This is a genomic window from Amycolatopsis sp. NPDC059027, from assembly GCF_042739735.1.
In the GTDB taxonomy this organism is placed as follows: Bacteria; Actinomycetota; Actinomycetes; order Mycobacteriales; family Pseudonocardiaceae; genus Amycolatopsis.
Genome location: NZ_JBHYIK010000004.1, coordinates 68,407 through 73,459, shown reverse-complemented (window position 1 = coordinate 73,459; position 5,053 = coordinate 68,407). Strand labels below are relative to the sequence as shown.

At 67.5% G+C, this 5,053-nt stretch carries 3 protein-coding genes; 1 reads left to right on the top strand and 2 read right to left on the bottom strand.

Annotated features, from left to right (window positions below; all coding sequences use genetic code 11):
• Positions 1–61: 61 nt before the first annotated feature.
• Together ACFWY9_RS04020 and ACFWY9_RS04015 are read right to left on the bottom strand one after the other, a co-directional pair.
• Positions 62–2,359 (bottom strand): ATP-binding cassette domain-containing protein, encoded by a 2,298-nt coding sequence (locus ACFWY9_RS04020; protein ID WP_378338165.1) that lies wholly within the window; start codon positions 2,357–2,359, stop codon positions 62–64.
• Between the two features lie 158 nt (positions 2,360–2,517).
• Entirely contained in the window at positions 2,518–3,735 is a 1,218-nt protein-coding gene (locus tag ACFWY9_RS04015) for a methyltransferase domain-containing protein (protein WP_378324649.1), read from the bottom strand.
• A gap of 174 nt (positions 3,736–3,909) precedes the next feature.
• Here ACFWY9_RS04015 and ACFWY9_RS04010 point away from each other — a divergent pair, with 174 nt between their 5' ends.
• A complete protein-coding gene (locus ACFWY9_RS04010; RefSeq protein WP_378324650.1) occupies positions 3,910–5,019 on the top strand; it encodes a DegT/DnrJ/EryC1/StrS family aminotransferase in 1,110 nt (369 codons plus the stop codon).
• Positions 5,020–5,053 lie beyond the last annotated feature (34 nt).

Here is a 5,053-nt window from a genome sequence, read left to right as displayed (position 1 = left end):
TTCCTCCCCCCCCCCCCGCCCCCCCCCCACGACAGAGACGTGGTCGGTATCTCCGGGGAGGCTATCCGGCGTGCCCCACTGCCTCGCCGTCCTGACGGCGGGTGACGTCGACGCGCTCACGCAGGTACCGGCCGGTGACGGATTCCGCGCAGTGCGCCAGTTCCGCCGGCGTGCCCTCGAACACGACCCGGCCACCGTCGCGGCCGGCGCCGGGGCCGAGATCGATGACCCAGTCCGCCCGGGAGATCACGTCCAGGCTGTGCTCGATCACGATCACCGTGCTGCCGTTGTCCACCAGCCGTTCCAGGATCCCGATCAGGTTGTCGATGTCGTTCATGTGCAGTCCGGTGCAGGGCTCGTCGAGCACGTAGATCCGGGCCGTGCTGCCGAGTTCGCTGGCGAGCTTGAGACGCTGCCGTTCGCCGCCCGACAGTGTGCTGATCGGCTGCCACAGCGTGAGGTAGCCGAGGCCGACGTCGTCCAGTGCGCGCAGGGTCCGCCGGATCGCGGGTTCGGTGAAGAACTCGATCGCCTCGACCACCGAAAGCCGGAGGACTTCGGCGATGTTCAGGCCGCGCAGGGTGTACCGCAGCACGTCGGCGACAAACCGCCTGCCTTCACACGTTTCGCACGTGCTCACCACCGGGTCCAGGTGCGCCAGATCGGTGTAGATCAGCCCCAGACCCTGGCAATCCGGACAGGCGCCCTTCGAGTTCGCGCTGAAGAGCGCCGCGCTGACCTTGTTGGCCGAGGCGAACGCGCGGCGGATGCCGTCCAGTATCCCGGTGAAGCTCGCCGGGTTGGACCGTTTCGAGCCGCGGCTGACGTTCTGGTCGATGGCGATCGCGTCCGGGTAGTGCCGGGGAAGACAGCCCTGGATCAAGGAGCTCTTTCCCGCGCCCGCGACCCCGGTGACCACCGTGAGCACACCCTGCGGGATCTCGACACTGACATCGCGGAGGTTATGCAGGGTCGCGTCCTCGATGCGGAGCTTCCCGGTCGGCACCCGCGGCCTCGTCTTGATCTCCTGATGCCTGCCGAGGTGGTTCCCGGTGAGCGTACCCGAAGCACGTAGGCCCGGATAACCGCCCTGGTAGACGATCTCACCACCGGCCCGCCCCGCGCCCGGCCCCATGTCGACGACGTGGTCGGCGAGGGCGATCACCTCGGGCTTGTGCTCCACCACGAGCACCGTGTTCCCCTTGTCCCGCAGGCGCCGCAGCAGCTCGTTGAGCCGGTGGACGTCTTGCGGATGCAGGCCGACGCTCGGCTCGTCGAACACGTAGGTCATCTCGGTCAGGCTGGATCCGAGGTGCCGCACCATCTTCACCCGCTGCGATTCACCGCCCGACAGGCTCGCACTCTCGCGGTCCAAGCTGAGGTAGCCGAGCCCGATGCGGGTGAGATCGTCCAGGCGTTCGGTCAGCGCCGACACCATCGGGGCGAGCGTGGGCACGTCGATCGCCCGCACGAAATCGGCGAGATCGCTCACCTCCATGGCGGCGCATTCGGCGATGTTCTTCCCGTTCACCAGGCTCGCCAGCGCCTCCTTGGCGAGTCTGCTGCCCCCGCATTCCACGCAGGCCGTGGTGGTGACCACCCGCGTGTAGTCGGCCCGCAGATGTGCCTGTAACTGGTCGACGCCCTTGGCGATGTAGAGCCGCCGGAACTTGGGGAGCAGGCCCTCGTAGGTGATGTTGTAAGTGCCTCCGCCGAAGTCCGTCTTGATTTTCTCACCGGTCGCGTTGAGCAGCTTGTCCCACTCTTCCTCGGTGTATTCTCGCAGCTTCTTGTCATTGTCGAAGAACCCGGACCCGACGACGAGTCCCCAGTTCCCGGAGTCGACCGCGAAGGTGGGGAAATCGATGGCTCCCTCGTTCAGCGACTTACTCCTGTCCACCAGCTCGTCGACGTCGACGACGGAGACGATCCCGAGCCCTCCGCAGTTCTGGCACATTCCCTGGGGGTCGTTGAAGGAAAACGCGCCGGCCCCACCGGCGGCCGGCCGCCCGAGCCGGGAGTACAGCAGCCGGAGCATGGTGTACGCGTCGGTCACCGTACCGACGGTGGACCGCGAGTTCCCGCCGAGCCGCTTCTGGTCCACGATGATCGCCGCCGACAGGTTCGTCAGCGAGTCCGCCTCCGGTTGCCCGTAGTGCGGCAGCAGCGATCGGACGAAGGTGGGAAAGGTCTCGTTGATCAGCCGCTGTGACTCGGCGGCGATGGTACCGAATACCAAGGAGGACTTTCCCGATCCCGAAACGCCGGTGAAGACCGTTATCTTCCGTTTCGGTATGTCCACGGAGATGTTCTTGAGATTGTTTTCGCGCGCGCCACGAATCTCGATGTTTCCGTAAATTTTCCTGCTCCGTTCTACGTCCCGTACAGCGGCGGCGCACCGGCCGCCACGCGGCGGCCCGGCCACCCTGCCGACCGCCTCAACGTACCGGCTCGCAAAAAAATCCGCCTATGGAAAATTTCCGGATGGAGACGGCGCGGACCGCCATCGAAATGACGTCAGACGATCTCGACCCGCGGAACGTAGCGGATCCACCGGCCGCCTGACTCCCGGAAAGCCTGCTCCTTGGCCATGATTTCGTCGGCGTGGTTCCAGGCGAAGAGCAGCGCGTAGTCCGGGTAGGGATCGGCGAAGGCCGCGGGCGGGCGGACCGGGAGATGTGCCCCCGGTGTCAGCCTGCCCTGTTTGGCGGGAGTGGTGTCGCAGACGTAGGAGACCAGGTCCGGCCCGATGCCACAGTAGTTGGCGACGGTGGCGCTCTTGGCCGTCGCCCCGTAGGCGGCCACCGACCGGCCCTCGGCGCGGAGGCGGGTCAGCAGCGCGAGCAGGTCGTCGCGGACCCGCTCGACCGCGCGCGCGAAACGGCCCAGCGTCCCACGCTCGGCGAGCCGCTTGCCGAACTCCTCGGCCAGCAGCTCCGCCACCGCGGGGCTCGGCACCCGCTCCCCCTTGCGGGCGACGGTGTACCGGACCTCGCCGCCGTGCACGGCAAGCCGCTCCACGTCCACCAGCTCGAACCCGAACCGCCGTGCCATGGCACGCACCGAATGCGCGGTGAAGAAATAGAAATGCTCGTCGTAGATCTGGTCGAACGAGACGCGTTCGACGATGTCGCCGAGGTACGGGTCCTCGAAGACGAACACTCCGGCGTTCGCCAGCACCGCGTCCAGTCCGCGAAAGATCGACTCGACGTACGGGATGTGGCACATCGTGTTCGCGGCGTAGACGACGTCGGCGAGCCCCTCGGCGGTCCGGATCTCGATAGCGGTCGCCTCCTCGAAGAACGCGGTACGCACCCGCACGCCCTCCGCTCGCGCGAGCTCGGCCACGCCCCCGGACGGCTCGACGCCGAGATGCCGCACCCCGGCCTGGCCGATCACCTTGAGCATGACCCCGTCGTTGCAGCCGAGCTCGATGATGAACGGGTCCGCGCCGGTCAGCTCGGTGTTCAGGAACCGCTGGGCGGTCGCGGCGAAGTGCTTGCCCATCACCGCCGACCCCGAGGACCGGTACGGGTACCGTTCGTGGAACATCCGCTCACGAGGGACCTCTTCGACCAGCTGCACCATCGTGCAGTCCGCGCAGCTGCCCACCGCGAGACGGAAGAAGAACTCGGGCTCCTCCGAACCCGGTTCCCGGAACGCGTCGGAAAGAGGCTGACGCCCGAAGTCCAGGAATTCGGTGACCACGCCACCGCAGACACGACAATCGACCATGTCCGCACCGTAGGGTCGTCGATCACCAAGAACCCTAGAACTTCGGTGGAACCCCGTCCTCGCCCGGGTTCGAGCCGATCCCGACCATCCTTCGACGCGATGCCGACACTGACCCGAGCAGCCCGCGCTTGGCTCGGTGGGACCCACGGAGAACCGGGAGACAAGGCGGCATCCATGACCACTCTTGTGTGGGACTATCTGCCCGAGTACGAGAAGGAGCGGGACGACATCCTGGACGCCGTCCAGCAGGTGTTCGGCTCAGGCCGGCTCGTCCTCGGCAAGAGCGTGCGGGGCTTCGAGGAGCGGTTCGCGGCCTATCACGGCGCCGCGCACTGCGTCGGCGTCGACAACGGCACCAACGCCGTCAAGCTCGCGTTGCAGGCGCTCGGAATCGGGCCGGGCGACGAGGTGATCACCGTGTCGAACACGGCGGCACCGACGGTGGTGGCCATCGACGCGGTCGGCGCGACCCCCGTATTCGTCGACGTCCGCGCGGACGACTACCTGATGGACGTCAGCGAGGTCGAAGTCGCCATCACCGCGCGGACCCGGTGCCTGCTGCCGGTGCACCTCTACGGCCAGTGCGTCGAAATGCGCGTGCTGGAGGAACTCGCCGCACGCTACGGGCTGGCGCTGCTGGAGGACTGCGCTCAGGCGCACGGCGCACGCCACCGGGGCCGCATCGCCGGCTCCATGGGCGACGCGGCCGCGTACTCCTTCTACCCGACCAAGGTGCTCGGCGCCTACGGGGACGGCGGCGCGGTCGTCACGTCCGACGACGAGGTCGCGGCCGGCCTGCGGCGGCTGCGCTACTACGGGATGGAGGAGCAGTACTACGTCGTCACCACGCCGGGTCACAACAGCAGACTCGACGAACTGCACGCCGAAATCCTGCTGCGCAAGCTCGGTAGGCTCGACGAGTACATCGCCGGGCGGCGAGCCGTGGCCAGGCGCTACGCCGAGGGCCTCGGCGACACCGGTTTGGTCCTGCCCCGGGTCGCCGAGGGCAATGAGCACGTCTACTACGTCTACGTGGTGCGTCACCCGCGGCGCGACCACATCATCGAGGCGCTCAAGTCCTACGACATCTCGCTGAACATCAGCTATCCCTGGCCGGTGCACACGATGTCGGGTTTCGCGCATCTCGGCTACCGGAAGGGTGCCCTGCCGGTCACGGAGCAGCTGGCCGGCGAGATCTTCTCGCTGCCGATGTACCCGTCGCTGTCGGAGGACGTCCAGGACAAGGTGATCGACGCGCTGCGCGAGGTGCTCGCGACGTGCTGAGCCCCCCCACCCCCGCCCCGCCGTGGGGGCCCCA

Bases quoted from the DNA above. Each gene is read 5' to 3' on its own strand.
- ACFWY9_RS04010 (WP_378324650.1), top strand. From the start codon at position 3,910: ATGACCACTCTTGTGTGGGACTATCTGCCCGAGTACGAGAAGGAGCGG.
- ACFWY9_RS04015 (WP_378324649.1), bottom strand. From the start codon at position 3,735: ATGGTCGATTGTCGTGTCTGCGGTGGCGTGGTCACCGAATTCCTGGAC.